Origin of the sequence: Gordonia sp. YY1 (assembly GCF_009872315.1) — a bacterium.
Lineage (GTDB): Bacteria > Actinomycetota > Actinomycetes > Mycobacteriales > Mycobacteriaceae > Gordonia > Gordonia amicalis.
Genome location: NZ_WXYI01000012.1, coordinates 34,294 through 58,904, shown reverse-complemented (window position 1 = coordinate 58,904; position 24,611 = coordinate 34,294). Strand labels below are relative to the sequence as shown.

General features: G+C 66.8%; 27 protein-coding genes. 15 read left to right on the top strand and 12 right to left on the bottom strand.

Features of this window, described 5'->3' with window-relative positions:
• Positions 1–24: 24 nt before the first annotated feature.
• On the bottom strand, positions 25–771 hold the full coding sequence (locus BPODLACK_RS15900) for a class I SAM-dependent methyltransferase (RefSeq protein ID WP_159405645.1): 747 nt from the start codon (positions 769–771) through the stop codon (positions 25–27).
• 210 nt (positions 772–981) lie between these two features.
• Here BPODLACK_RS15900 and BPODLACK_RS15895 point away from each other — a divergent pair, with 210 nt between their 5' ends.
• The 6 genes from BPODLACK_RS15895 to BPODLACK_RS15870 all read left to right on the top strand — a co-directional run bounded on the left by BPODLACK_RS15895 (position 982) and on the right by BPODLACK_RS15870 (position 5,222).
• Positions 982–1,581 carry a hypothetical protein gene (locus BPODLACK_RS15895; protein WP_159405644.1) on the top strand — a complete coding sequence of 200 codons (600 nt, stop codon included), beginning with the start codon at positions 982–984 and terminating at the stop codon, positions 1,579–1,581.
• A gap of 219 nt (positions 1,582–1,800) precedes the next feature.
• Positions 1,801–3,048: an alkane 1-monooxygenase gene (locus BPODLACK_RS15890; RefSeq protein ID WP_159405643.1), complete on the top strand. Its 1,248-nt coding sequence runs from the start codon at positions 1,801–1,803 to the stop codon at positions 3,046–3,048.
• Entirely contained in the window at positions 3,045–3,212 is a 168-nt protein-coding gene (locus BPODLACK_RS15885) for a rubredoxin (RefSeq protein ID WP_024499789.1), read from the top strand. The genes BPODLACK_RS15890 and BPODLACK_RS15885 overlap by 4 nt, the downstream gene beginning before the upstream one ends.
• A complete protein-coding gene (locus BPODLACK_RS15880; RefSeq protein WP_006437844.1) occupies positions 3,209–3,388 on the top strand; it encodes a rubredoxin in 180 nt (59 codons plus the stop codon). Before BPODLACK_RS15885 ends, BPODLACK_RS15880 begins: the two co-directional genes overlap by 4 nt.
• Positions 3,385–4,623, top strand: a complete 1,239-nt coding sequence (locus BPODLACK_RS15875) for an NAD(P)/FAD-dependent oxidoreductase (protein WP_159405642.1) — start codon at positions 3,385–3,387, stop codon at positions 4,621–4,623. Before BPODLACK_RS15880 ends, BPODLACK_RS15875 begins: the two co-directional genes overlap by 4 nt.
• The gene (locus BPODLACK_RS15870) at positions 4,620–5,222 is read left to right on the top strand and encodes a TetR family transcriptional regulator (RefSeq protein ID WP_024499787.1); all 603 of its coding nucleotides are present in this window, start codon (positions 4,620–4,622) and stop codon (positions 5,220–5,222) included. The genes BPODLACK_RS15875 and BPODLACK_RS15870 overlap by 4 nt, the downstream gene beginning before the upstream one ends.
• Before the next feature lie 8 nt (positions 5,223–5,230).
• Here the strand turns inward: BPODLACK_RS15870 and BPODLACK_RS15865 are convergent, their stop codons facing one another.
• The gene (locus tag BPODLACK_RS15865; RefSeq protein WP_024499786.1) at positions 5,231–6,718 is read right to left on the bottom strand and encodes a phospholipase D-like domain-containing protein; all 1,488 of its coding nucleotides are present in this window, start codon (positions 6,716–6,718) and stop codon (positions 5,231–5,233) included.
• A 125-nt stretch (positions 6,719–6,843) separates the two neighbouring features.
• On the opposite strand from BPODLACK_RS15865, the gene BPODLACK_RS15860 reads away from it, so the two are divergent.
• The 5 genes from BPODLACK_RS15860 to BPODLACK_RS15840 all read left to right on the top strand — a co-directional run bounded on the left by BPODLACK_RS15860 (position 6,844) and on the right by BPODLACK_RS15840 (position 11,869).
• Positions 6,844–7,467, top strand: coding sequence for a CHAP domain-containing protein (locus tag BPODLACK_RS15860; RefSeq protein ID WP_159405641.1), 624 nt, complete (start codon positions 6,844–6,846; stop codon positions 7,465–7,467).
• A 22-nt stretch (positions 7,468–7,489) separates the two neighbouring features.
• Positions 7,490–8,122: a DUF2461 domain-containing protein gene (locus BPODLACK_RS15855; protein WP_024497908.1), complete on the top strand. Its 633-nt coding sequence runs from the start codon at positions 7,490–7,492 to the stop codon at positions 8,120–8,122.
• 361 nt (positions 8,123–8,483) lie between these two features.
• A complete protein-coding gene (locus BPODLACK_RS15850; RefSeq protein ID WP_159405640.1) occupies positions 8,484–9,476 on the top strand; it encodes an antibiotic biosynthesis monooxygenase in 993 nt (330 codons plus the stop codon).
• Between the two features lie 46 nt (positions 9,477–9,522).
• Positions 9,523–10,920, top strand: coding sequence for an amidohydrolase family protein (locus BPODLACK_RS15845; protein ID WP_159405639.1), 1,398 nt, complete (start codon positions 9,523–9,525; stop codon positions 10,918–10,920).
• 4 nt (positions 10,921–10,924) lie between these two features.
• Positions 10,925–11,869 carry a hypothetical protein gene (locus tag BPODLACK_RS15840; RefSeq protein WP_024497905.1) on the top strand — a complete coding sequence of 315 codons (945 nt, stop codon included), beginning with the start codon at positions 10,925–10,927 and terminating at the stop codon, positions 11,867–11,869.
• Position 11,870: 1 nt separating this feature from the next.
• On the opposite strand, the gene BPODLACK_RS15835 is transcribed toward BPODLACK_RS15840, so the two are convergent.
• The gene (locus BPODLACK_RS15835; protein ID WP_024497904.1) at positions 11,871–12,278 is read right to left on the bottom strand and encodes a YchJ family protein; all 408 of its coding nucleotides are present in this window, start codon (positions 12,276–12,278) and stop codon (positions 11,871–11,873) included.
• 91 nt (positions 12,279–12,369) lie between these two features.
• Here BPODLACK_RS15835 and BPODLACK_RS15830 point away from each other — a divergent pair, with 91 nt between their 5' ends.
• Positions 12,370–12,582: a dodecin gene (locus tag BPODLACK_RS15830; RefSeq protein WP_006867659.1), complete on the top strand. Its 213-nt coding sequence runs from the start codon at positions 12,370–12,372 to the stop codon at positions 12,580–12,582.
• 18 nt (positions 12,583–12,600) lie between these two features.
• Here the strand turns inward: BPODLACK_RS15830 and BPODLACK_RS15825 are convergent, their stop codons facing one another.
• Complete coding sequence (locus BPODLACK_RS15825) at positions 12,601–13,488, bottom strand: alpha/beta fold hydrolase (RefSeq protein WP_159405638.1); 888 nt, start codon at positions 13,486–13,488, stop codon at positions 12,601–12,603.
• A 75-nt stretch (positions 13,489–13,563) separates the two neighbouring features.
• On the opposite strand from BPODLACK_RS15825, the gene BPODLACK_RS15820 reads away from it, so the two are divergent.
• Positions 13,564–14,184 (top strand): TetR/AcrR family transcriptional regulator, encoded by a 621-nt coding sequence (locus tag BPODLACK_RS15820; RefSeq protein ID WP_159405637.1) that lies wholly within the window; start codon positions 13,564–13,566, stop codon positions 14,182–14,184.
• Here the strand turns inward: BPODLACK_RS15820 and BPODLACK_RS15815 are convergent.
• The 5 genes from BPODLACK_RS15815 to BPODLACK_RS15795 all read right to left on the bottom strand — a co-directional run bounded on the left by BPODLACK_RS15815 (position 14,158) and on the right by BPODLACK_RS15795 (position 19,385).
• A complete protein-coding gene (locus BPODLACK_RS15815) occupies positions 14,158–14,832 on the bottom strand; it encodes a TetR/AcrR family transcriptional regulator (protein ID WP_024497900.1) in 675 nt (224 codons plus the stop codon). The genes BPODLACK_RS15820 and BPODLACK_RS15815 overlap by 27 nt on opposite strands.
• A 95-nt stretch (positions 14,833–14,927) precedes the next feature.
• Entirely contained in the window at positions 14,928–16,073 is a 1,146-nt protein-coding gene (locus BPODLACK_RS15810) for an acyl-CoA dehydrogenase family protein (RefSeq protein WP_159405636.1), read from the bottom strand.
• Positions 16,074–16,095: 22 nt separating this feature from the next.
• On the bottom strand, positions 16,096–17,772 hold the full coding sequence (locus tag BPODLACK_RS15805; RefSeq protein ID WP_159405635.1) for a class I adenylate-forming enzyme family protein: 1,677 nt from the start codon (positions 17,770–17,772) through the stop codon (positions 16,096–16,098).
• 47 nt (positions 17,773–17,819) lie between these two features.
• Positions 17,820–18,569, bottom strand: a complete 750-nt coding sequence (locus BPODLACK_RS15800) for an SDR family NAD(P)-dependent oxidoreductase (protein ID WP_159405634.1) — start codon at positions 18,567–18,569, stop codon at positions 17,820–17,822.
• Between the two features lie 21 nt (positions 18,570–18,590).
• Complete coding sequence (locus tag BPODLACK_RS15795) at positions 18,591–19,385, bottom strand: enoyl-CoA hydratase-related protein (RefSeq protein WP_024497896.1); 795 nt, start codon at positions 19,383–19,385, stop codon at positions 18,591–18,593.
• 232 nt (positions 19,386–19,617) lie between these two features.
• On the opposite strand from BPODLACK_RS15795, the gene BPODLACK_RS15790 reads away from it, so the two are divergent.
• Positions 19,618–21,027: an ethanolamine ammonia-lyase subunit EutB gene (locus tag BPODLACK_RS15790; RefSeq protein ID WP_159405633.1), complete on the top strand. Its 1,410-nt coding sequence runs from the start codon at positions 19,618–19,620 to the stop codon at positions 21,025–21,027.
• Positions 21,024–21,833 (top strand): ethanolamine ammonia-lyase subunit EutC, encoded by an 810-nt coding sequence (gene eutC / locus BPODLACK_RS15785; RefSeq protein ID WP_159405632.1) that lies wholly within the window; start codon positions 21,024–21,026, stop codon positions 21,831–21,833. The genes BPODLACK_RS15790 and eutC overlap by 4 nt, the downstream gene beginning before the upstream one ends.
• A 21-nt stretch (positions 21,834–21,854) precedes the next feature.
• On the opposite strand, the gene BPODLACK_RS15780 is transcribed toward eutC, so the two are convergent.
• The 3 genes from BPODLACK_RS15780 to BPODLACK_RS15770 are packed head-to-tail and all read right to left on the bottom strand — an operon-like array spanning position 21,855 to position 24,515.
• Positions 21,855–22,190 carry an SHOCT domain-containing protein gene (locus tag BPODLACK_RS15780; RefSeq protein ID WP_159405631.1) on the bottom strand — a complete coding sequence of 112 codons (336 nt, stop codon included), beginning with the start codon at positions 22,188–22,190 and terminating at the stop codon, positions 21,855–21,857.
• A gap of 40 nt (positions 22,191–22,230) precedes the next feature.
• Positions 22,231–22,680 (bottom strand): DUF6325 family protein, encoded by a 450-nt coding sequence (locus BPODLACK_RS15775; RefSeq protein ID WP_159405630.1) that lies wholly within the window; start codon positions 22,678–22,680, stop codon positions 22,231–22,233.
• A complete protein-coding gene (locus BPODLACK_RS15770) occupies positions 22,680–24,515 on the bottom strand; it encodes an AMP-dependent synthetase/ligase (protein WP_159405629.1) in 1,836 nt (611 codons plus the stop codon). Before BPODLACK_RS15770 ends, BPODLACK_RS15775 begins: the two co-directional genes overlap by 1 nt.
• Positions 24,516–24,611: the final 96 nt, after the last annotated feature.

Genomic DNA, 24,611 nt, shown 5'->3' with positions numbered 1-24,611 from the left:
GCCGCCGACTGACCCAGCCCGGGCTCATACCGTCCCGCGAGCGGCCCACGCGGTGGCCGAGACGGTGAACGGCCCGTCGCCCAGACGACCACGCGCGACCGTTTCGAGTTCGGTTCGGGCACCGGCGCCGAGCGTCGTCACGTACTCGCCCGCAGGACCGACGCCGAGAGTGTAGGGCTCCCACCACTCCGGAAAGGTCGGGTGCACCACGTCGACGGTGATCGGTTCCTCGGTGACGTTCCGCAGCCCGGCCGTCTCGAACAGTTCGGTGAGGTGACCGCGGTGGGCGCCGGAGAGGAGCGCCTCGTCCTGGGCGTCGGGATCGAGAACGTGCACCGCATCCCAGAAGGGCGCGAGCGCTCCGCTGGGTCCGTCCCACACACATGCCGCGACGATCCCCTCCGGCCGGGTCACCCGCGCCATCTGCGTGATGCCGCGAACCGGGTCGGTCATGAAGTGGACCACCAACTGCGCGAGGGCGTGGGTGAATTCGTCGGCGTCGTACGGCAATTCCTCGGCCGTCCCACGACGCACGTCGACATCGGGGAATCGCTGGTGGATCGCGTCGACGAACGGCGGGGACGGATCGATCGCGGTGACTGCGGCCCCTCGCGACAGCACATGGGCGGTCAGCGCCCCCGGGCCACACCCGACGTCGAGGACACGCGCGTCGGCACCGACCTCCGCGAAGGTCGCGAAGACCTCGGCGAGAGGGTCGGCATAACGGCCCATGAAGCGCCCGTAGGCGTCGGGCGGGACGACGAAACCCACTCGTCCATGGTAGGACGCGGTGTGATCGGGGTCACCGTTGTCATCCGTTCGTACCAATGGCCGCGGGACAGAGCACACATGGTCGTGAGCCGATGCAAGAATCACACCGCTTGAACCCGACAATGCGCTCGGACCGGCAGCAGACGGCCTGAATGTGGTCACCGGAGGCGACGGCGACCTGTCGCCACGCAGACGAAGTGGAGATCAACGATGAGACGTTTCCGCCTTCTCAGCGTCACGACGTTGGCTGTCGCGATGCTCACGGTGTCGTTCGGCACCGCTCACGGAACGCCCGCGCCGGCGGCGCCGTCACATCTGTCGGTGGCATCCGCGGACGGCACATCCATCTCCTCCGCCCTGAAGAACGCCACATTCGTCGCCGCCGGCGACGAGATCCGCGTCGTCGATCTCAACGGCCGAACGCTCGAGCGTGTCGCCCTGGCACTCCCGCTGAACGGGGTGAATGTGCCGTTACAGACGCGGGTCAGCGCAGATCGCACCCAGGCGACCTTCACCCCGCTCCTCACACCGGAGGCCCGGGCAGCGATCGCCGCCGGTGTCCGCCCGGCGTCGGCGAAGAAGGACCGCGCATATCAGCAGATGATCTGGCACATCACCAACGGCTGGAACCGCGGTGGCAACGTGACGACCGCGGTCGGCGCGCTCGCCGGTCTGATCATCGGCTGTCTGGTCATCGTCGGATGCATCTGGGGCGCCGGGGTCGGCGCCGCCATCGGTGCGGCCATCGGTATCGGCAACGGCGATCCCGCTGCCGCCCAGTCGATCCTGAATTGGATCAACACCCCATGACCGAGGGGTAGAACCCCCTCGATTCCGGATGCGGCCTTCCCCCGCCGTCCCGGAGTTCCCCCAGGAAGATCCCTCGCGCCCTCCCCCGACAGAAACGCGCGAGGGATCTTCTTTCCGAGAGACTACTTTACAAACCATCGGTTTTGTCTAGACAACGTACATTGTCTCGGTTAGTGTCTAGTGCGGCAAGTCACAGTCCTTCTCGTGAGAGGAGCGTGCATGAGTACCGCACCGCTCGAATCCACCCCCGGCACCCCGCCCCTGGAATGGCGCGACAAGAAGCGCCACCTCTGGCTGCTCGGCCTCATCCCGCCGACGTCGGTCTTCCTGGCGATGGCATTCGTCGCCGCCTTCAACGCGATCGGCCACGGTTTCGACGCCGTGTCCCCCGTCTGGTGGTGGATCGGACCCATGCTGGTCTATGTCCTGCTGCCCATCCTGGACGTCTTCTTCGGCCCCGACGGCTCGAATCCGCCGGAAGAGCTGATGGAGCAGCTGGAGAACGACAAGTACTACCGCTGGTGCACCTACATCTACATCCCGTTCCAGATCGCCAGCCTCGTCATGGCCTGTTATCTGTGGACTGCCGACGATCTCAGCTGGCTCGGCATCGACGGCGGATTGGGCCTCGCCTCCAAAATCGGTCTCGCCCTGTCGATCGGCGTGATGGGCGGTATCGGCATCAACACCGCACACGAACTCGGCCACAAGAAGGACGATCTCGAGCGGTGGCTGTCGAAGATCACGCTCGCTCAGACCTTCTACGGTCACTTCTACATCGAGCACAACCGCGGACATCACGTCCGTGTCGCCACCCCCGAGGACCCGGCGAGCTCGCGTTTCGGTGAGACCTTCTGGCGATTCCTGCCGCGGAGTGTGTGGGGCAGCCTGAAGTCGTCGATCGAGCTGGAGCGCAAGCGACTCGACCGTGTCGGCAAGCCGTTCTGGCATCCGAGCAACGACGTCCTCAACGCCTGGGCCATGTCGATCGTGCTGTGGGGTGTGCTCGCGGCGGTGTTCGGGTGGCAGATCCTGCCGTTCCTCGTCATCCAGGCCGTCTACGGGTTCTCGCTCCTCGAGACCGTCAACTACCTCGAGCACTATGGTCTGATGCGCCAGAAGACCAAGACCGGCCGCTATGAGCGCTGCACCCCGGAGCACAGCTGGAACTCCGACCACATCTGCACGAACATCTTCCTGTATCACCTTCAGCGACACAGTGATCACCATGCCAACCCCACCCGCCGCTACCAGACGCTGCGCAGCTTCGACGGTGCGCCGAACCTGCCGAGCGGGTACGCCAGCATGATCACGCTCGCCTACTTCCCACCCATCTGGCGTGCGGTGATGGACAAGCGGGTCCTCGACCACTACGACGGCGACATCGAGCTCGTCAACGTCGCGCCGCATCGTCGTGAACGCATCCTCGCCGCGCACGGTGTCGCCGGGAAGGACGGCGACCGATGAGCGCCTACCGTTGCCCGGTCTGTGATTTCGTCTACGACCAGGCGGCCGGCGCACCCCGTGAGGGATTCCCGGCCGGCACCGCGTGGTCCGACATCCCCGACGACTGGGCGTGTCCGGACTGCGGCGTCCGCGAGAAGATCGATTTCGAAGAGGTGGCGAAGTGAAGTTCAAGCTGTTCCGCTGCGAGGTCTGCGGATTCGAATACGACGAAGAGCTCGGGTGGCCGGAGGACGGCATCGAGCCGGGGACCCGCTGGGACGACATCCCCGACGACTGGAGCTGCCCCGACTGCGGTGCCGCGAAGGCAGATTTCGAGATGGTCGAGGTGGCCCGCCCGTGAACTCCGGGCCCGCCCACCCCCCATCGGTGGTGATCGTCGGGACCGGGGTCGCGGGCATCACGGCAGCGGAAACCCTGCGGGCCAACGGGTTCGACGGGACGATCACCGTCTTCGGCGAGGAACCCCACCTCCCCTACCGACGCACCGCGCTCAGCAAGGGCATCCTCGACGGGGACCTCTCCGATCCCAAGATCACCCTGCGGCCCTCGGGGTACTGGGAGGAGCGCGGCATCCACATCGTGCCGTCCGTCCGGGTCACCGGCATCGACGCCGTGTCCCGAACCGTCGGACTCGCCGATGGTTCGGCGGTCGGCTATGACGCGCTCGTCCTCGCGACCGGCGGCACGGCGCGCCAACTGCCCGGCGCGTCGCCGGACCTCCTGTCGCTGCGCACTCGCCGCGACGTCGAACGTCTCCGTGCCCGGATCGACTCGGGTCCGGTCGTCATCGTCGGCGGTGGACTGATCGGCCTGGAGATCGCCGCCGCAGTGTCGTCCTCCGAGCAGCGGGTGGACTCCGCCGGACAGATCACCGTTCTCGAGGCCGCCGCGTCGTTGCTGTCGCGGGTGGTCCCGGACAGCGTTGCGGAGGCCGTCGCCGCCCTGCATCGGGATCGCGGCGTGCGGGTCGTCACCGACGCCCGGATCACTGCCGCCGAGACCGACGCGGTGACGCTGGCAGACGGCACCCGGCTGACCGGAACCGTGATCAGCGCCATCGGGATGCAACCAGATACCGCCCTCGCGGAGGCGGCGGGTCTGTCGGTGAGCCCCGCGGGCATCGTCGTCGACGAGACGCTGCGCACCTCGACACCCCGGATCTATGCCGCCGGCGACGTCGCAGCACGGCCCCATCCGCTGACGGGTGAGCCGATGCGGGCCGAGCAGTGGCTGACCGCGACCGAGCACGGCAAACTGGTGGCCATGACCATCGCCGCCGATCTCGGCCTCGCCACCGGTCCCTCGACCCCCGTCCCGCGCGTCCCGCTCGCATGGTCGATGCAGTACAGCAGCAACATCCAGATGGTCGGGTGGCCGACCATGGCCGACCGGTTCGACGTGGACCTCGACACCAGCACGGGGACGGGCACCTGCGCCGACGGGTTCGCCACCACCGTCCGCTGTTTCGCCGACGAACGCCTCGTCGGCGCGGTGTGCATGGGTCGCGGCGGTGCCGGCCGTGCACTCCGTACCGAGATCGAGAAGACGCTGGAGCCGGTCGGCGCGGCGGGATGACGACGCGTAACTACGCCCAGGACAGCAAGACGCTGCTGCGTAACTCTCTGCTCGACGGGTTGCACGATCTGCTGATGGACCGGGACTGGTCGGCGGTACGGATGTCGGACGTCGCCGCCGCCACCGGTGTCAGCCGGCAGACCGTCTACAACGAGTTCGGGTCGAGGTACGGACTCGCCCAGGGATATGCGGTCCGGCTGGCGAGCCGTTTCGCCGGCCATGTCGCCGACTCCCTCGCCGAGCACGTCGACGACGTGACCGGCGCGCTGCGCACCGCGTTCACCGAGTACTTCACCGGCGTCGCCACCGATCCCCTGATCGCGTCGCTGCTCTCCGGCGAGGCGAAACCGGATCTGATGAAACTCATCACGACGGATGCGGCACCGATCATCGCCACGGCCGGCGACCGGCTCTCCCAGGCGTTCCGCGAGTCGACGTGGTTGTCGATGCCCGACTCCGACATCGAACGCATCGCGCGCGCCATCACCCGCATGGCGCTGAGCTATGTCGCGATGCCGCCGGAAGGCGATCGCGACGTCGCGGCGGATCTCGCCGAGATCATCGCTCCGGCCATCGAGACCGCGCGGCTCTCCGACTGAGGAAACCCTCAGCGCGGCAGTCGTTTTCCGACCCCGCGCCGGATCACCCCGCGGTAGATCCGCTCGACCAGCGGAGTGCGCGCACCCTCCGGGTCGACGAGTTCGTTCTCGGCGATGATCGATGCCTCGTCGTCGATCACGTCGCGGTCGAACAGTTCGAGCGTGCGGCCCGGGGTGGCCAGCGACTCGATCGCCCCGATCAGCGACTGCTTCTCGCGCACGGTGTCGTCGAAGACCTCGGCATCGACGTCGAGATGTTCCGACAGCAGCCGGGTACGCATCGATGTGATGGTGTCGCGAAGTCCCGCGTCGTCGGGGTCGTCGCGGCGTGCCTCGATGGCCACGTCGCATTCACTGTCGAAGCCCAGCGACCGGTTGTTGAGATTCGACGAGCCGATGCGCAGCAGGACGTCGTCGACCACGAGCACCTTGGCGTGCACATAGATCTCGTCACCCTCCGAGGTCACCGGATAGTAGGCACGGAACCGATCGTGGACGTCGGCACGCCACAGCATCCGGAGCAGCTTGTGGCGTGCGCCGTCCATGGCCAGTCGTTCCACCGGGCTGTCGGCGTTGCGTGGGAGGACCACGACGATCTCCGGACCGTCGGGTTCGGCGAGTCGCTCGGCCAGGGCCTCCGCGATCTCGCGGGCGGCCAGATACTGGCTCTCGACGTAGATCGTGCGGCGGGCGGCGGCGAAGGCCGCCCGGTACAACCGGCGGATCTCGTCGATCTCCGGACGGTCGTTGTAATGAGGGATGGTCCGGGCGACCCCGACCTCGCAGTCCGCGAACGTCACGTCGAGACCCTTCGGCCAGATGTCGGGGCCCTCGGTGTCGACGAGGGGTGCCAGACGCTCACCGGTCGCCGCCTCCCACCGGTCGACGGCGACACTCGCGACGACGCGTGCGGCATCCCCGTCCAGTGCGACGGTCACGTCGTGCCACGGACCATGCGGTTCACCGTCGGGGTCGCGACGGAAATCGTTGTGCGACAGATGTTCCGAGGTGTCCCAACGGTCCACGGTCATGTCGATGCCGCCGCAGAACGCGAACTGGTCGTCGATGACCGCGATCTTCTGGTGGTGTGCGGCCGACACCGGATGCGCGGCATCGATCCGGTAGTGCAGACGACGCCCCGTGAGGAGGTCCTGGACGAACGGCGGCGCCACCCCGCGAAGCATCCCGGTGAACGCACCCGTGCTCCAGCGCAGCACGTAGATCTCGAGGCCCGACCGGTGCTCGATGAGCCATTCGAGGAAGTCGCCGAGCCGGTCGGGGATCTCGTGGTCGGATGACCGCGGATCGAGGCTGATCCGGGTGTCGACGTCCCAGCCGATCAGGATGACCCGGCGTCGTGCCTGGAGCAGTGCCGACTTGGCGTGCAGAAAGTAGTCCGCCGCGTCGACGATGCAGGCGACGCGGTCGGCGGTGGCGATCTCCCGACAGGTGTCACCCGCACGCAGGATCGGCTCGTGTCCCGACTCGTCCGCCATGTTGTCCTCTGCCTCGTTCTCGTCACCCGTTGTCGTTGTCAGTCCCCCCGTCAGCCCGTCATTCTGCCAACACACGTCGGTCGCCATGGCACCCCCACCTCGGGGCGGTCCCTACACTCGTCGAGGTGACACCCGAAGCCGCGCACGACCTCGACGAAAAGCCCACCCGACGTCGACGACGCCGGCCGTTCGCCGTGGCTGTCGTGGTCGCCGTGGTCCTGCTCCTGGGTGCCGGGCTGGTCGCGTGGCGCACCGTTCCCGAGCGGTGGCTCCCGTGGGACACCGCGGAATTTCCCCAGGTGGACGCCTCGCAGCTGTCACCGGCACAGAACCGGATCGTGGAGTTGCTCCGTGCCGAGCACGCTGCACAGCGGCCGGGCACGTTCTATTCCGAAGGCGTCGACGAGCCGTGGTGCGCGAACTTCGTCAGCTGGATCATGCGCGAAGCCGGAACCCCGTTCGCCAACCCCCACTCGGGGCACTGGCGAATCCCCGGAGTGTTCACCCTGCAGGAGTACTTCCAGGACACCGGGCGCTTCGAACCCGCCGGCGACTACACGCCCCGCGTGGGCGACGTCGTGATCTACGACCGGTCGTCGGCACTCGGCCAGCACACCAATATCGTGGTCGGGGTCGACGGTGACGAGGCGACCACGGTCGGGGGCAACGAGATGCGCAGGATCCGGGTACACGAGCTGGACTGGAGGTCCGACGGCGGCGTCGTCGGATTCGGACGGACTATCGGATGACTAGTGCCGGCATGGTGATGTCATGAGCTTCGACGGATTTCCCGAAGCCGCCCTCGACTTCTACGACGATCTCGAGATCGACAACTCGAAGTTCTTCTGGGAGCAGCACAAAGAGACGTATCGCACGGCGGTCGCGGAACCGATGTCGGCACTCGCCGAGGAGCTCGCCGACGAGTTCGGCACCGCCAAGCTGTTCCGGCCGTATCGCGACGTCCGGTTCTCGAAGGACAAGACGCCTTACAAGACACATCAGGGAGCTTTTGTGGCCGTGGCCCCGGCCACCGGCTACTACATCCAGATCGGCGCTCCCGGTGTCCGCGTCGGGGCCGGGTTCTACGAAGCCACCCCGGCACGGCTCGCCGAGTTGCGCAAGGCCATCGACCATGACCGGCACGGGCCCGAACTGGAGAAACTCGTCCGTAGGCTCACCAGAGCCGGATGGGAGATCGGCGGCGACCGGTTGAAGACCGCTCCACGCGGCTACGACGTCGATCATCCGCGCATCGACCTTCTGCGTCACAAGTCGCTCTTCGCCGGCCGTGACTACGGCTTCGACGAGGTCATCCACACCCCGGCACTCGTCGACCGGGTCCGCAAGGACTGGCGCGCGACGACCCCGCTCGTGGAGTGGATTGCGCGGCACGCGGCCACCTGAGCTGCCGGCATCGGCGATACGGCACCGCTGTGGTCTCCTGAAACGAATTCTGGGACCACTTCCCGGTCTTTCGGCGCGCGCCTGAATCCGCCGTGGTCATACTGGCGCGGTCCAACGTCGACAACGACCTCGAATGACCGAGACGGCCGATGACAGCGCTCGACCACGGTATCGCCGAACTTCTCGAGGCCGCCATACCCGGCCGTGTCCACCCACCGGATTCGGCGGATTACCGGGATTCGTTGGCACGCATCTTCTTTCCCGACGCTTCCCGACGCCGTCCGCCGTGCGTCGTCCACCCCCCGGGATTCCGCGGACGTAGCGCTCGTGCGCCGACACGTACCGACTCCAGGAGTAGTCCATGACCAACGAGACATCCCAGCACACCGGTCGGTCGGCCGGGATCCCCGACGGCGCTGCGACGCTCATCTTCGGGCAACGCGTCCGTGAGGGATTCGACGAGTCGTTTCACACGTGGCATGCCTCGATCTCCGGCGCTGCCGCCGACTTTCCGGGCTTTCTCGGCGTCGAGTTGCGGCCGCCGACCGACACCCGCCCGGAATGGCTCACCATCTACGGCTTCGACTCGGTCAGCCATCTCCAGGACTGGCTCAACAGCAGCATCCGACTCGAACACATCCGCGCCGGCGCGCCGCTCATGGACGGCCCCGCCAGCGCGCAGGTCCTCGCACACGACGCCAAGGAACCCGACACACTGGTCACGGTCGTGATCACCCACCGTGTCGCCGACTCCAAGGTCGACGACTTCCTCGCGTGGCAGAAACGGGTGGATGACGCCGAGCACCTATTCGCGGGCTTCCGCGGGTCCGAACTCTTCCGGCCCATCGAGGGGGTGCAGGACGAGTGGACGATCTCCTACCGCTTCGACACCGCCGAGCATCTCGAGGCCTGGCTGACCTCGCCGGAACGTCGTGCGCTGCTCGCGGAGGCGGAGGAGTTCGGCGAGTTCACCCTGCAGACGATCGACCACTCGTTCGGCAACTGGTTCTCCCACGGCGACCCCGATGCCCCGCCTCCGTCCAACTTCAAGACCTCGGTGGCGGTGTGGGTCGGCCTCTACCCCACCGTGGTGTTCCTGACGTTGATGACCGCACCGTTGGGCATGCCGCTGTGGCTGGGCATGTTGATCGGTAACCTGTTGTCCAGCTTCGCGATGAGTTATCTGACGATGCCGTACTACGTGAACAGGGTTCTCGGTTGGTGGCTGCAACCGAAATCCACCGCGCCACAGCCCCGCACGAACGTGAACGGAGGCCTGTTCATCCTCGCCCTGAACGCGGTGTGGGTGGCGATCTTCTACCTCGTGACCGTCCAATTCTGGTCGTTGCCATGACGATCCGTCCATCACCGACAAGCTCACCCCGAACCGAGGAGCACCGATGACCGACCACGTCCATCACGGCCACATCTTCCACCTGGCCGGACGTCCGAAGATCACCGAGGCCGTCGACGCCCTGGTGTCGATCCCCGACGGCGCTCTCGTGGTCGGGGATGACGGGAAGATCAAGTACGCGGGCGAACGGTCCGGGCTACCGACCGAATTCGCGTCGGCCGAGAAGCACGATCATCCCGGCGGGTACCTGATCCCCGGCTTCGTCGACACCCACATCCACTTCCCACAGACCTATGCGGGTGACTCCTACGGCGGCGGACAGCTTCTCGAATGGCTGAACCTCTGCATCTTCCCCTCCGAATCGAAGTTCGCCGATCCCGAGTTCGCCCAGGCCGCGGCGGTCGAGTTCACCAGACGCCGCGTCGCCGCCGGCACCACGGCGATGATGGTGTTCGGTTCGGCCTTTCCCCACGCGCAGGATTCGCTGTTCACCGAGACCCGCAAGGCGGGTCTGCGCATCGTGGCCGGTCGCGGTATCCAAACCGTCGGCGGCGACACGGCCAAACCCCTCCTCACCTCCGAGGAGGAGGCGATCCGCCTGACGCGGGCGGAGATCGAGAAGTGGCACGCTGCCGACACCGGCGACTTCCGCACCGCGCTGCTGCATGTCGCGATCATCCCGCGATTCTCGTTGTCGGTGACCACCGAGACGTTGCGCAATCTCGGCGAACTCTACGACGAGTACCGCGATCTGGGCGTCTACGTCCACTCGCACCTCAACGAGAACAACCGTCCGGGCACGGGCGAGATCGACACCACCAAGGAGGTCTACCAGGTCGATTCATACCTGGACACCTACGACGGCAAATTCCTCCCGGGTTCCCAGGTCGGGGGCAAGAGCCTTCTGGGTCCACGAACGATCCTGGCCCACAGTGTGCACTGCCAGGACGTCGAACTGGCCCGGATGGCCGAGACCGGTACGTCCATCTCCCACTGTCCCGTGTCGCAGCTGTTCCTGGGTTCGGGGACCATGCCGTGGAAGCGCACTGTCGCGTCGGGGGTGAACATCTCGGCGGGAACCGATTTCGGCGGCGGCGACGAGTGGCTCATCCCGCGGGTGCTCGGCGACGCGTTCAAGCAGCACATCACCGAACCCGGCGACGCCGGGGTGTCGATGCATCCCGCCGAGATGCTGTTCATCGGAACCCTCGGTGGCGCCCGTGCTCTGGACATGGAGGCCCGCTTCGGCAACTTCGACGAGGGCAAGGAAGCCGACTTCCTCGTCATCGAACCGGCTGACGCGCTCAAGGGAGTGCTCGAGAACGCGGTCCGCGCCGAGGACGACGACCTCGCCCGCGACCAGACACTGTTCGGACTTCTCATGGGGTTGCGTGAATCCTCGATCGCCGAGGTCCATGTGCAGGGCCGGCGAGTTTCCCTCTGATGCCGTGATCACGACCGTGTCGGTGTTCCACCCCGTCTCACAGACCGGGTTCGCCGACTGGGCCGCACTGCTCGCCGCGTCGGCGGCCGACAGCGAGGGCTGCCTGAGCGCGCGTGTCTCGACCGTTGCGGATGGCCGTTTCGAACCGGCGGTGGCCGCGACCTTCGTCGACGAGAAGGCCTGCGACCGCTGGGTCGACAGCCCCCGGCGGGCCGAGATCCTGCGGGACGGGCGTGTTCACGGTTGGATGGCATCGGCGCCGATGCTCGAACTGGTCGACGGCGTACCGCCCCCGCCCGGCGTCGGCGCCTTCCGCCACGACATCGTGTCGGGCAAGGTCGACGCTTTCATCGACGCGCAGCGCGACTTGACCGGCGCCGCAGGAGAATTCAGCGGTTACGAGGGCACGTCACTGTTCGTCGACGAGGACCGCGAGACGGCGTTGTCGGTGCTGCGGTTCCGTACCGACCGGCAACTCTCGGCGTGGGTGTCGTCTCGCGAACGCAGCGCCGCCCTCTCCGGACTGCGTTCGAGTCTGACCCACGACTTCGAGACGATGTCGAGCACCACCGCGTTCGGCACCACCGTGCGGAACGACCACGGCCGTATCCGCCAGACGCCGAACTGGAAGTCGGCGATGATGGTCCTGCTGGTGCTCTACCCGACGGTGATGGTCCTGTCCCGTTTCCTCGGGCCGGTTCTCGACCGCATCGGAGCCCAGCCGTGGCTGGCGTTGTGGCTGAGTCAGGTCGTGAGCGTCGGATTGATGCAGTGGTGGCTCATGCCGTGGGCGGCGAAACCGTTCCGCCGCTGGCTGGATCCGGTGGACGGCAACAGCCTCCGCAGCAATCTCGCCGGCGCCGGGGTGATCCTGCTGGTGTACGTCGGATGCCTGGCGATCTTCGCGAACGTCACCTGGCTCCAGTTCTGGGATTACGTGGACTCCTGAGTCAGCCGACGACACCGTCGAGGTAGACCCAGCGCCCGTCGTGTCGGGTGAAGCGACTGCGTTCGTGCAGCGTGCCACGCTCCGAACCGGTCTTGTAGTACGCGGTGAAGGTGACCTCGCCCTCGGTGTCGAACGGCGATCCGCCGTTCGTCGATTCGATGTCGAGGCGGTACCACCGCATCGCATCGTCGAGTTCGAGATCGTCGGGACGCGTGTCGGGGTGCCAGCTGAGCAGCAGGTGATCTCGATCACCGAGGGCGAAAGCGGTGAAGCGCGATCTCATCAGCGCCTCGGCGGTCGGCGCGTCGCGCTCACCGGCGAGGATGGTCCCGCAGCATTCACCGAACGGCAAGCCGGACAGACACGGACACCGCGCGCCGGGATCACGGTTTGCCGATTCGATGTTCATTCCCCGCATCTTAGGGGTAGACAGAAACGAGGTCACCCATGAGGCGGTCCGGTCATCCATGGCCGGACCGGCGCCGACGGAGGGAGAATCGTTGTCCGACAACGTGTATCGAGTCATCGAGGTGGTCGGTTCAGCCGCGACCGGCACCGACGACGCCATCCGGAACGCGATCGCGCGTGCGTCGCAGACGGTCAATCATCTCGACTGGTTCGAGGTGACCGAGACCCGCGGACACATCGAGGACGGCCAGATCGCACACTTCCAGGTCACCCTGAAGGTGGGCTTCAAGATCGAAGGTTCCTGACCCTCGCGGTCGACATGACTATCCGCGGGACGCGGTCGCGGTGAGAAACGCGCCGATCTCGCGGGCGACGGCTTCCGGCTCGTCGAGCATCGACAGCACCGCCGCACCGGGGATCTCGGCATAGCGGCCACGCGGCGCCAGCTCGGCGAGCCGAGGGCCGTGCGCCGGCGGCATCACCCGGTTGTCGGGCGACCACAGCACGAGCACATCCCCGTCGAACCCCCTGAGCGCCTCCGTCTTTCGAACGAGCTCGGCGGGATCGAACGATGTGGTCGCGTATTTGGTGACGTCCCGCCGGATGCGCGGGTCGGCGAGGACGGGGTCGGTCCATCGGCGCATCCGCTCGTTGTCGACGGGCTTGTTGATCATCCAGCCCCAGAGAATGGGCAGTCGTCGCAGCCACCCGATCCGCAGCTGACGTGCGGCGAGGGTGATGCCCCCGGGCAGGCGCACGGCCAGCGTTGCCATCTTGCCGGGAAGTCCCGGCGGGAAGTTCTCGAAGGCCTCACACGGCAGGATCACCATGCGGGCGACACGCTCGTCGCGGCCGAGCGCGGTCAGGAACAATGAGCCGCCCCAATCGGAATGGACGAGGGTCACGTCGCGCAGGTCGAGGGCGTCGAGAACGTCGGCGACGAGACCCACCATCCCGTCCATCGAGAGATCCGCATCCTCGTGCAGCGGAATCCGGTGAGACCCGAGCGGGAGCACCGGCCGGATGTAGCGGAAACCCTTCGGCAACAACGGGATCACGTCGTCCCACACCGTGTGGTCCATGAGCAGGCCGTGCAGGAGGACCACCGGTGGACCCGCACCGTCCTCCGCGTACTCCACCGTCCCGGCCGGGGTCTCGATTCTCTTGACGGCACCCGCCTGCGGGCTTCCCATCTGGTTGAGCTGGGTCATGTCGCGCGCTCCTCACCTCGGCCGGGAGACCGCAACCGGCCTCTAGAACGATCACTCTAGAATATCTGCTCTAGAATGGCCAGGGTGAAGACCGACGAACGCATCGTGGTGGCGATGGCCGAGCTCCTCCGCAGGCAGGGCTATGCGGCGACCGGGATCAAACAGGTCGTCGAGACGGCCGACGCCCCCATCGGATCGATCTATCACCACTTCGGCGGTGGTAAGCGCGACGTCGCGGCCGCCGCTCTCCGGCAATCGGGCGCCGCCTACGGCGAGTTGATCGGCTTGCTACTCGCGCCGTACGACGACCCCGCGGAGGGAATCGAGGCGGCGTTCGTCGCCGCGGCGGACACCATCGAGCAGGGTGGCTGGCTGAACATGTGCCCCGTCGGGACCGTCGCCGGCGAGGTCGCCGATGCCGAACCCGCCCTCCGAGAGGTCGCCGACGAGGTCATGTCCGCGTGGATCGACGCCGGCACCGCACTCTTCGCCGCGCGCGGACTGACCGACGCGGATGCCCGCTCGCTGATGTACGCGGTGGTCTCGGCACTCGAGGGCGCGTTCATCGTCGCCCGGACCCAGCGCTCCACCGATCCGATCCTCGCCGCGGGTCGCGCGATGGGCAGCTATGCGCGGGCACTCACCCCCCCGGTACGGGCAGGGGCGACCTCAGAGCCGGGCGAGATAGGTCGGTAGGGCGTCCTCGACGACGAGGGACTGCAAGGCGAACCGAAGCTGGGCCGACACGTACCGGTCCAGGTCGTACCCGGGCGCGAAATGCCAGTGCTTGAGCGCCCATCCATGGGCGAGCATCATCAGGTCGAAGACCACGAGGTCGGCGTCGACGTCGACGATGAGTCCGGCTGCCGTCCCGGCGGTGACCGCCGCCCGCATCGGTGCGGAGGTCTCGACCTCGAGTTCCTTGATCCGCTCCCGTCCAGCGGCGTCGAGCGTCCGGCTCTCCCGATACGTCAGCACGACGGCGTCACGGTTCTCGTCGACGATGGTCGCGTACTGACGGAAACCCGCGATCAACTGCTCGACGGGATCGTCACCGGCGCGGTCCATGGCGGGCTGGAGCTGATCGCGGAAGGCCTCCAGGATGTCGACGATCGCGGCCAGTAGGATCTCTTCCTTGCCACCGAAGTACTTGTAGAACAGGCCGACGCTGACCTGGGCCTCCTCGGCGAGTGCCTGCATCGACATCTGGTGAAAACCGGTGCGTTGCATGACCTTCACGGCGGCGTCGAGCAGCTGCCGGCGGCGGGTGGAGACACGCACCGCGCGCACCGCTTCCTCGACGGCCAGGTCGGCCGACGACCTCGCCGTCGCAGATTTCGCCATCCCACTAACTTCCTTCTGATCCAATCGTGCCTGTGTTCATCGAGACCGGCCCACGACCGCCTCGACGAATCAGCGCTGGAGTCACTGTACAAGTCCTACAGCCCGAGGTCCTTGGCGACGATCGTCTTCATGATCTCGGTGGTGCCGCCGTAGATGGTCTGGATGCGGGCGTCGACGAACGCCCGCGACACCGGATACTCACGCATGTAGCCGTAGCCGCCGTGCAGTTGCAGGCACCGGTCGGCGGTGCGCACCTGCAGCTCGGTGGCCCACCATTTGAGTTTCGCGGCGCGGGCCGGCGTCAACCGACCGGCGATGTGTTCGGCGATGCAGTCGTCGAGGAACGTGCGGGCGATGTCGAGTTCGGTCGCCAGTTCGGCGGCGACGAACTGCGTGTTCTGGAACGACGAGATCGGCGACCCGAATGCCGTGCGCTCCTGCACGTACTCCAGGGTGCGCGCAAAGGTGCCCTCGGCAGCCGCAACAGCACCGATGGCCAGTGACAACCGCTCCTGCGGGAGGTTGCGGACGAGCTGATAGAAGCCTTCGCCCTCCCCGCCGAGACGGTTGGCCGCGGGGACGCGCATGTCCTCGAAGGACAGCTCACCGGTGTCCTGCGCGTGCAGTCCGATCTTGTCGAGTCGGCGGCCCCGGACGAACCCGGGCGTGTCCGCTTCGACGACGAGAAGCGTGAGCCCCCTGTGCTTCTCGGGCCCCGTCCGGGTGGCGACGACGAAGAGGTCACCGTTGCGACCGTTGGAGATGAAGGTCTTCGCGCCGTTGACCACGTAGTGGTCGCCGTCGCGGACCGCCGAGGTGCGGATACCGGTCAGGTCGCTGCCCGCACCGGGTTCGGTCATCGCGATACCCAGCACGGTGTCGCCGCCGACGACCCCCGGCAGCCAGCGAGCCTTCTGCTCGTCGGTCGTCAGCTCCGTGAGGTACGGCAGTACGACATCGTTCTGCAACGAGAAGGCGATGGCCTCGGCGGCGGCACCGGTGCGCGCCACCTCGTCGATCAGGATGGCGTTGTACCGGAAGTCGTCGACGCCGGGACCACCGAACCGTTCGGGCACGGGGAAGCCCAGGAGTCCGTTCTTGCCCGCCTCGACGAAGAGGTCGCGATCCCATTGCCCGGCGTTCTCCCAGTCGGTGTGCACGGGGGTGATCTGTTCGGCCACAAAGCGTCTGACCGTCTCGCGAAAGTGCTTGTGTTCGAGGTCGTGCGTGAGTGAGGACATCGATTCTTCCGTTCGGGGTGAGTCAGCCGTGGACGCGGTCGGGGGCCGGTGCGCGGAACGCGCCGTCGGCCATCTCGCGCGCGGCGGACTCGGTGGCTTTGTAGTGCAACTTCTTCCCGGTCGCCGAGACGGGGAGCGACTCGACGATGCGATACGCGCGAGGACGTTTGAAGCTCGACAGCATCGGGTGCGAGCGACAGTAGGCGTCGAGGTCCTCCGGCGTCGGGGCCGCCCCGTCGGCGGGCACGACGTAGGCGACGACGAGACTTCCCCACCGTTCGTCCGGGACACCGACCACGAGCGAGTCGACCACGCCCGGATGGCCGTTCAGTGCTTCCTCGACCTGAACCGGGTGGACGTTCTCGCCGCCGGACAGCAGCATGTCGTCCTTACGACCGACGATGGTGACGAACTCATCGGCGTCCCAGGTGGCCAGATCACCGATATGCAGCCAGCTGCCGTTGTACTTGGCCTTCTCCTGCCGGGGGGAGTCGTAGTAGGCGGCCGCGCATTTCGGCGACCGGATGATGACCTCACCGACTTCCGCACCATCGTGTGCGACGACCTCGTCCGGGCTCGCCAGATGCCCGTCGTCGTGAACCCGGACCACGCGGACGTCGTCGTCGATGCACGCACGTCCGGCGGTTCCGGCGTGCTCGGGGAGATCGTCGGGTCGCAGAAAGGTGTTCCAGAATCCCTCGGTGCTGCCGTAGCCGTTGAAGATCCGCGGGGTGAGCACCTGCTGGTAACGCAGTGCCGCCTCGCGTTCGAGCGGGGCCCCCATTGTGACGATGCCGCGCAGACTGGAGAGATCGCGCGGGTTCGCCGACTGCGCGCCGGCAAGCATCGCCAGGTTGGTCGGCGCACCGATGAGAAAGGTCAATCGATATCTCTCCACCCAGTCGAGGGTCAGCTCGGGATCGAAGGTGCGCATCGGGACGACCGTGGAACCCAGGTAGAACGACGGATTGGGACCGGCGCAGTAGAGTCCGCCGCGATGGAACCACGGCGTCATGTTCAGTGTCCGGTCGTCCGGGGACAGCGGGAAGTGCATGATCACGTCGTGCGCCGAGAAGATCTCGATGGCCGAGTTCATCGGCACCGCCTTGGGCATGCCGGTCGTCCCCGAGGTGTACAACCGGGTGGTCTCGTCGAAGACACCGCGCGAGACCGCCGGTGGCACAGCGCCGGCCACCGGCAGATCGTCGAAGCGGATCGACCCGGCGACGAGGTCGCCCTCACCCACACCGACCAGCAGCCGCGGGGTGTGGTCGGCGAGGCCGATGGCCTCGTCGACCGTGGCGCTGAGACTGGTGTCGTAGACGTAGACCTTCGGCCGGCTGATGTCGAGGATGACGGCCGTCTCCCCCGCCGCGAGCCGGAAGTTCACCGGGGATCCGACCGCTCCGGCCGCCTGGGTCGCCAGGTAGAGCTGCGCGAACTCCGGGCCGTTCAGCAACTGATAGCCCACCACGGCGCCGTCGGTCACCCCGCGATCGGCGAGACCGGCCGCGAGTTCGTCCACTGCCGAACCGAGTTCGGCGTATGTCCACTGCCGTTCGGCGAGGGGGTCGATCATCGCCACCTCGCCGCCGTAGCGGGCGACGTTGCGGCGGAAACCGTTCAGATAGGTGAACTCGTGCTCGAAGAAACTGCGGTACGCGTGCGCGTCATACACGTAACTCGTGTCGGGGGTCATGTCGGTTCCCTCCAGGGCTCATCTCGATCCGGGTGGATGGCGGCCGGTCAACCGGCCATGGTGAGACCGCCGCTGACGCTGATCACCTGACCGGTGATGAACGACGCCGCGGGCGAGGCGAAGAACAGGACCGGTGCGGCGACCTCGTCGGGACGTGCGAGTCGCCGGAACGGGATCGCCTTCACCAGAGCTTCTTTCAGCTTCTCGGGTTGCGCCTGGAACAGCGGGGTGTCAGTGGGTCCAGGGCAGACCGCGTTGACGGTGATCTGATACCGGGCCATCTCCCGCGCAAGCGACTTCGAGAGGGCGATGACGCCGCCCTTCGCGCCGGCGTAGATCGTCTCACCCGCCGAACCGACCCGCCCGGCGTCGGAGGCCAGGTTGATCACGCGGCCACCCCGCCAGCCGTCGGACTTCGACGCCTCCACCATGCCGGGCAGAAACGCACTGGCCATGTGGACCGGACCGAGGTAGTTGATGGCCACCACCTTCTCGGCGAATTCGGTGGTGGCGTTCAGGAACTGATCGGTGCGGTCCCAGCCGGCGGCGTTGACGAGGATGTCGGGGACACCCACCTCCGCCTGTACGGCGTCGCGCAGTTCGTCGACCTTGGCACGGTCGGCCACGTCGACGGCCATCGGCACGATGGAACCCGCCTCCTCGGCGGTGCGCTTGGCGGCATCGAGATCGAGATCGGCGGCGACCACGGTGGTCCCCTCGGCCGCGAAGCCCAAGGCGATCGCCTTCCCGATGCCTGATCCGGCGCCCGTCACGACGGCGATACTGTTGGAGCTCATTGGTTTCGGTGTCCTTCCGAATCAGATGGCGGCGAACTTGTTGAATTCGGGCATGCGCTTCTCGGCGAAGGCCCGCGCACCCTCGGCACCTTCTTCGGTGTGGTGGGTGAACAGGTCCAGGGCGCTCATCGCGAGATTGGACAGACCGGCCTGGTGGTCGGTGTCGGCGTTGAAGCTCTGCTTGAGGAAGCGCAGTGTGGTGGGCGACTTCTCGGCGATCTCGGCGGCGATCTTCTTCGCCTCGTCGAGCAGATCGGCCGCCGGGACGACCCAGTTCACCAGTCCCCACCGTTCGGCGGTCTCGGCGTCGTACTGGCGGCACAGGTACCAGATCTCGCGGGCACGTTTCTCCCCCACGACGCGGGCCAGGAACGCCGAACCGAATCCGGCGTCGAAGGACCCGACCTTGGGCCCGGACTGACCGAAGCGTGCCGTGTCGGCTGCGATGGTGAGGTCGCACAGCACGTGCAGGACGTGTCCGCCGCCGATGGCGAGTCCGTTGACCGCGGCGATGACCGGCTTCGGGATGTCGCGAATGGTCTTGTGCAGGTTGCCGATCTCGAACATGCCGCTCTCGCTGGGCCCGTAATCGCCGGTCTCCGCACGCTGTTTCACGTCACCACCGGTGCAGAACGCCTTCTCCCCGGCTCCGGTCAGGATCACCGTCTGGACTCCGTTGTCGGCCCAGGCACGACGGAAGGCGTTGATCATCTCCTCGACCGTCTTGGCCCGGAAGGCGTTGTACCGATGCGGCCGGTTCATCGTGATGATCGCGGTGGGGCCCTCGACCGTGTAGTCGATGTCTTCGTAATCCATCTTGATCTCCTTCTGCTGGGAATCGCCTCCAGGCACATCCATATGGGCGTGTCTGCAGTGGTCAGCGATGATTTCTTGCTCGAGCGGAGCCCCGCTGTGAACATCTATTGCGGTACGAGTGAACGTACATTCATTCATCTGGATGTGTCAAGGGTCACTCCGTTGCCGGCGTCAGTGCAGGTGGTTCGTTCGTCATGCGCGGCGGATCGGCCGAACCTAGACTTCGGGGACCATGAGATTCACCCAGACCATCTCCGGCACGTCCTATGAGTTCGACGGCCTCGTCGAACTCATGGCCAAGGCCACCCCGCGCCGCTCGGGTGACGAATTGGCCGGTTGCGCCGCCACGTCCGACGCCGAACGTGCCGCTGCGGCATGGCAATTGGCCGACGTTCCCCTGTCTTCTTTTCTCGAGGATCTCCTGGTCCCCTACGAGTCGGACGAGGTCACCCGACTCATCGTCGACACGCACGATCGCGCAGCCTTCACCGAGATCTCACACCTGACCGTCGGCGGGTTCCGCGACTGGCTGCTCGAGATCTCCACCCGCTCCGACGCGGCCGAACGCATCGCACGCATCTCCCCCGCCGTGACGCCGGAGATGGCGGCCGCCACGTCGAAGATCATGCGCAACCAGGACCTCATCCTGGTGGCATCGGCCATTCGGGTGACCTCGGCGTTCCGGACCACCATCGGACTCCCGGGCCGCATCGCCACCCGCCTGCAGCCCAACCATCCCACCGACGATCCGCGCGGGATCGCCGCAGCCACCCTCGATGGTCTGCTGATGGGCTGCGGCGACGCGGTGATCGGGATCAACCCGGCGTCGGACTCACCGCAGGCGACCACCGACCTGCTCCACATGCTCGACGAAATCCGTCAGCGCTTCGAGATCCCGATGCAGTCCTGCGTGCTCTCGCACGTCACCACCACGGTCGACCTGATCGGTCAGGGCGTCCCCGTGGACCTCGTGTTCCAGTCGATCGCCGGGACCGAAGGAGCCAATGCGGGATTCGGGGTGAATCTCTCGATCCTGCGTGAGGCCAACGAGGCCGGCCGGTCCCTGCACCGCGGCACGGTCGGCGACAACGTCATGTATCTGGAGACCGGACAGGGATCCGCGCTGTCGGCGGGCGCGCACCTCGGCACCGGTGGCAAAGCCGTCGACCAGCAGACCCTCGAGACGAGGGCCTACGCGGTGGCACGCGCCCTGGACCCGTTGCTGATCAACACCGTCGTCGGATTCATCGGCCCCGAATACCTCTTCGACGGCAAGCAGATCATCCGCGCGGGACTCGAAGACCACTTCTGCGGGAAGCTCCTCGGACTCCCGATGGGCGTCGACGTCTGCTACACCAACCATGCCGAGGCCGACCAGGACGACATGGACACCCTGCTCACGCTCCTCGGCGTCGCCGGAGCGGCCTTCGTCATCGCGGTGCCCGGCGCCGACGACGTCATGCTCGGCTACCAGAGCCTGGCCTTCCACGACGCGTTGTACGTGCGACAGGCACTCGGATTACGTCCCGCACCCGAATTCGAGGCGTGGCTCGCCCGACTCGGGATGTGCGACGCCGACGGCCGGATCCTGCCGGTCGATCCGGCGACCTCACCCCTCCTGCCGTTGGCGGCCGGCCGATGAGCACACCGGAGCAGTCACGGCCGGCGGAACTCGCCGGCGGCGACGACATCTGGGCGTCGATGCGTCGAACCACGCAGGCGCGCATCGGTCTGGGGCGTGCCGGTAACTCCCTGCCGTCACGTCGCGTCCTGGAGTTCCAGGCCGCACACGCAGCAGCACGCGATGCCGTCCACGAACCCCTCGACGCCGACGCCATCGCCGAGTCGCTCGCCGAACTCGGCCTCGGTCGTCCGGTCATCGTCACGAGCCGGGCCTCGGACCGCGGCGAGTATCTGCGCAGACCCGACCTCGGCCGGACACCCGAGGACCTGTCGGCGCTCACCGAATCCGCCACCGACATCGGCATCGTCATCGCGGATGGCCTGTCCCCGCACGCGGTCGCCGATCACGGACACGGTCTGGTGGCCGCACTCGTCGATGCCCTCGACCGCCGCTACACGATGGCGCCGCCGGTGATCGCCACGCAGGCGCGCGTCGCGCTCGGCGACCACATCGGCGAGGCCCTCGGCGTGACGACCCTCATCGTGATCATCGGTGAGCGACCGGGACTCTCGGTTGCCGACAGCCTCGGCATCTACCTGACCCATCTACCCCGGCCCGGACGCACCGATGCCGACCGCAACTGCATCTCCAACATCCACCCGCCGGACGGATTGCACTACGACGTCGCCGCGCGGATCACCGCGGCCCTCGTCGACGGCGCCCGGAGACTCGGCCGATCAGGGGTGGCCCTCAAGGACACCTCACGTCCGGGCGCACAGCAGAACATCGGCGACGCAGACGATCTCACCATCGAGACCTCGTGATCCCGCGATCGCTCCCCGCCCTCACATCCCGAGGATCTTCGCCTTCTGCGCGGCGAACTCCGCCTCCGTGAGGATGCCCTGCTGGTAGAGCGCACCGAGTTCCTTCAGCGCCGCAATAATGTCCATACCGGTCGACTGCGCGGGCGGTTGCGGTGGTTGCGGCGGTGGCGGTGATTCGGGATACGGCGTCGGGGCGTACTGCGGTTCGGGATATCGCTGCGCACTCGGGTCCTGCTGGGTGACAGTCCCCTGTTGCGCCCAGCGGCTCGCCTGACGCCGCGACACCCGATTGCTCACCGCGGTGGCGGTCCCGGAGATGACGGCCGTGCGGGCGACCCCGCGGATCAGACCTGACATGACACTGTTCCTCTCTGACCCGTCAGGGCTGTCGAGACGATCACGATCGCTCGATCGCGTCGAGCGATTCGAGGAGCGCGTCGACGGGAATCCGGCCAGATGCGACCACGCGCCCACCGTTGTTGCGCAACGCTGTGGCGAACGGAGCCGCCCACAGGTTCTCCCACACGAGAACCGCTGCACTGGAACCCGGTTCGATCGCAGTGGCCGCCTCGGCGATGTCGGTGTCATCGAGAATCGACGTCGCCGCTCCGTCGAAGATCGCGAACTCCACACCCAGTTCCCCGATCTCGACCAAGGCGACGGCTCCGTCGGCCCCCTTGGTCAGGAAGACGATGTCGATGAGACGCACGATCCCGCGGTCGATCAGGTCCATCAGGTAGGGCAACGCCTCACCGGTGGGTTCTCGCCCGGCCCATTCGACGACGACGTAGTCGACCGGACCCAGTTCACGATCAGGGGCCTGATCACGATCGGCGGCGGCGGTCATTACCGCAGATCCACTACGGCGTCACCCGGCTGCGGTTCGTACAGGGCACCGATCTCGGCCGCGTACTTCGTGGCGATCGGAGCGCGGCGCAGCTTCATCGTCGGTGTCAGTTCATCCCCGCCCGGATCCCACGTGACGGGGACGATGGTGAACCGCTTGACCTGCTCCACGCGGGACAGCCTTTTGTTGGCAGTACGAATGGCGGTCGAGACCTCGTCCACGACCTCGGGATGCACGGACAGTTCGGTGAGGTCGGCGTCGGGCAGATTCAGCTTCTCGGCGCGCGCCGCCACGACCTCCGGGTCGAGTACGACCAGCGCGGAGACATACGGCTTCGCATCGCCGATCGCGGCCACCTGACTGATCAACGACGACGCCGCCTTCATCGCGTTCTCGATATTGGTGGGCGACATGTTCTTTCCGGACTCGTTGATGATGAGTTCTTTCTTACGGTCGATGATGATGACGTTGCCGTCGTCGTCGATCTTCGCGATGTCACCGGTCGACAACCAACCGTCGGCGTCGATCGCCTCCGCCGTCTTCTCGGGTTGCCCACGGTATCCGCGCATCACCACGGGGCCGCGGACGAACAGCTCCCCGTCGTCGGCGAGTCTGACCTCCATGCCACGTATCGGTGGGCCGACGGTGCCGATCTTGAGGTTGTCGGGCGTGGTCATCGTCGACACACCGGTGGTCTCCGACATCCCCCACACCTCGAGAATCGGGATTCCCAAGCCCAGGAAGAACTTCAACACCTCTGGTGGGATCGCTGCGGCACCCGAGCCGGCGAACTTGATCTGGTCCAGTCCGAGCGCGGCACGCACCTTGTGCAGCACCAACCGGTCGGCGAGGCCACGCTGAGCCCTGGCGAGGACACCCAGCCCCTTGCCGTCGATCTGTGCCTGAACACCGGCTGCTCCCACGCCGAAGGCCCAACCGGCGAGCACTCTCTTCACCGGACTGGACTCCTCGGCGACCTTCGCCTCGACGCCGGCCCGGATCTTCTGCCACACCCGCGGGACCCCGAAGATGAACGTCGGATGCACTTCGGGCAACGCCGCGCCGATCTCGCGCGGGTCCGACACCGTGGTTAGCTGCATGCCGCGCATGATGTTCGCCGCATGCGACGACACCCGGTCGGCGATGTGCGCGGCCGGCAAGTAGGAGATCGAGCGGTCGTCGAACCCCACGTCGACCTTCTCCACCAGCGCGGCCATCTCCGCGACGATGTTGCGGTGGGTGATCTCGACGCCTTTCGGAGGTCCCGTGGTCCCGGACGTGTAGATCAGGGTCGCCAGATCTTCGGGTTCCACCGCCCGCCACGACGCGGTGAAATCGAACCCATCGGGCGGCGGTGTGCGTGCGACGTCGTCGAGCGAGATCGCGTCGGCGGCCACCCCATCGACGACGATGATGCGTTCGACGGCGGTGTTCGCCGATGTGATCACCGGCAGGAACTTCTGCTCGGTGATCACCACCGAGTTCTCGGCGTTGCCGAACAAGTACTCGATCTGGTCGGAGGAGCTCGTGTTGTAGATCGAGAACGGGACCGCACCCAGGTGCACTGCCGCGGTGTCGACCAAGTGGAACTCCGGCCGATTGGTCAGCATGAGACCGATGGTGTCGCCGTGCCCGATGCCGAGCGCCGCGAGTCCACCGGCGATGGCCTCGACCCCGCTGGCGTACTGCGCCCAGGTGATCTGCCGACCGCCGCCGGCGGTACGGATGGCCACTGCGTCCGGACGGACCGTGACCGTCTGCTGGAACGCAGCAGGCACCGTCGACACGTCGACGCCGGTCTCATGGGGAAAGGTGATCAGGTCTGGAGCGCTCATCTGGTCCTCCAATCGCCAGTGCGATGGCTGTGCTGCAGATCACACTAGCGAGGGTGACCGTGGCGAGGACCGGTTCACGCCAAACGGTGACCAGAT

Excerpts from the sequence above, each read along its gene's own strand:
- BPODLACK_RS15790 (WP_159405633.1), top strand. The coding sequence starts at position 19,618 with ATGAGATTCACCCAGACCATCTCCGGCACGTCCTATGAGTTCGACGGC.
- BPODLACK_RS15805 (WP_159405635.1), bottom strand. The coding sequence starts at position 17,772 with ATGACCCCCGACACGAGTTACGTGTATGACGCGCACGCGTACCGCAGT.
- BPODLACK_RS15845 (WP_159405639.1), top strand. The coding sequence starts at position 9,523 with ATGACCGACCACGTCCATCACGGCCACATCTTCCACCTGGCCGGACGT.
- BPODLACK_RS15795 (WP_024497896.1), bottom strand. The coding sequence starts at position 19,385 with ATGGATTACGAAGACATCGACTACACGGTCGAGGGCCCCACCGCGATC.
- BPODLACK_RS15775 (WP_159405630.1), bottom strand. The coding sequence starts at position 22,680 with ATGACCGCCGCCGCCGATCGTGATCAGGCCCCTGATCGTGAACTGGGT.
- BPODLACK_RS15780 (WP_159405631.1), bottom strand. The coding sequence starts at position 22,190 with ATGTCAGGTCTGATCCGCGGGGTCGCCCGCACGGCCGTCATCTCCGGG.
- BPODLACK_RS15770 (WP_159405629.1), bottom strand. The coding sequence starts at position 24,515 with ATGAGCGCTCCAGACCTGATCACCTTTCCCCATGAGACCGGCGTCGAC.
- eutC (WP_159405632.1), top strand. The coding sequence starts at position 21,024 with ATGAGCACACCGGAGCAGTCACGGCCGGCGGAACTCGCCGGCGGCGAC.
- BPODLACK_RS15810 (WP_159405636.1), bottom strand. The coding sequence starts at position 16,073 with ATGTCCTCACTCACGCACGACCTCGAACACAAGCACTTTCGCGAGACG.
- BPODLACK_RS15825 (WP_159405638.1), bottom strand. The coding sequence starts at position 13,488 with ATGACCCAGCTCAACCAGATGGGAAGCCCGCAGGCGGGTGCCGTCAAG.
- BPODLACK_RS15850 (WP_159405640.1), top strand. The coding sequence starts at position 8,484 with ATGACCAACGAGACATCCCAGCACACCGGTCGGTCGGCCGGGATCCCC.
- BPODLACK_RS15835 (WP_024497904.1), bottom strand. The coding sequence starts at position 12,278 with ATGAACATCGAATCGGCAAACCGTGATCCCGGCGCGCGGTGTCCGTGT.
- BPODLACK_RS15895 (WP_159405644.1), top strand. The coding sequence starts at position 982 with ATGAGACGTTTCCGCCTTCTCAGCGTCACGACGTTGGCTGTCGCGATG.
- BPODLACK_RS15820 (WP_159405637.1), top strand. The coding sequence starts at position 13,564 with ATGGCCAGGGTGAAGACCGACGAACGCATCGTGGTGGCGATGGCCGAG.
- BPODLACK_RS15870 (WP_024499787.1), top strand. The coding sequence starts at position 4,620 with ATGACGACGCGTAACTACGCCCAGGACAGCAAGACGCTGCTGCGTAAC.
- BPODLACK_RS15885 (WP_024499789.1), top strand. The coding sequence starts at position 3,045 with ATGAGCGCCTACCGTTGCCCGGTCTGTGATTTCGTCTACGACCAGGCG.
- BPODLACK_RS15865 (WP_024499786.1), bottom strand. The coding sequence starts at position 6,718 with ATGGCGGACGAGTCGGGACACGAGCCGATCCTGCGTGCGGGTGACACC.
- BPODLACK_RS15815 (WP_024497900.1), bottom strand. The coding sequence starts at position 14,832 with ATGGCGAAATCTGCGACGGCGAGGTCGTCGGCCGACCTGGCCGTCGAG.
- BPODLACK_RS15800 (WP_159405634.1), bottom strand. The coding sequence starts at position 18,569 with ATGAGCTCCAACAGTATCGCCGTCGTGACGGGCGCCGGATCAGGCATC.
- BPODLACK_RS15855 (WP_024497908.1), top strand. The coding sequence starts at position 7,490 with ATGAGCTTCGACGGATTTCCCGAAGCCGCCCTCGACTTCTACGACGAT.
- BPODLACK_RS15890 (WP_159405643.1), top strand. The coding sequence starts at position 1,801 with ATGAGTACCGCACCGCTCGAATCCACCCCCGGCACCCCGCCCCTGGAA.